We start from the raw sequence: 301 nt of genomic DNA on the forward strand, positions 1-301 counted from the left end.
TGACAAAAATAAACTTTAATCTGATAGTCTTGTTCTATGGATCGATAATCGGCAAACTCCTTACCATGATCAACAGTTATAGATTTCACTTGGGAACCGCAGGTCCCCATAAACTTTCCAAAGGTATCATTTAAGGTCTTGGCGGTGCGATTAGGGGCTTTGATAGCCCATAGAAGTCGGGTTTTACGTTCTACAAAAGTGACGAGAGCGTAAAATATCTTGTGTAAATGCATAAAAGATTTCTGAATTGTATAGAAATAGGGAATGCCTTCCCTTATGATATTTAGTAACCACAGAAAAC

1 protein-coding gene is annotated in these 301 nt (G+C 37.5%); it reads right to left on the reverse strand.

The features are described from left to right. The coding region (locus tag HC026_RS12530) for a DDE-type integrase/transposase/recombinase (RefSeq protein ID WP_332871185.1) at positions 1-301 on the reverse strand (301 nt) is incomplete at both ends.

Origin of the sequence: Secundilactobacillus angelensis (assembly GCF_012641075.1) — a bacterium.
Taxonomy (GTDB): Bacteria; Bacillota; Bacilli; order Lactobacillales; family Lactobacillaceae; genus Secundilactobacillus; species Secundilactobacillus angelensis.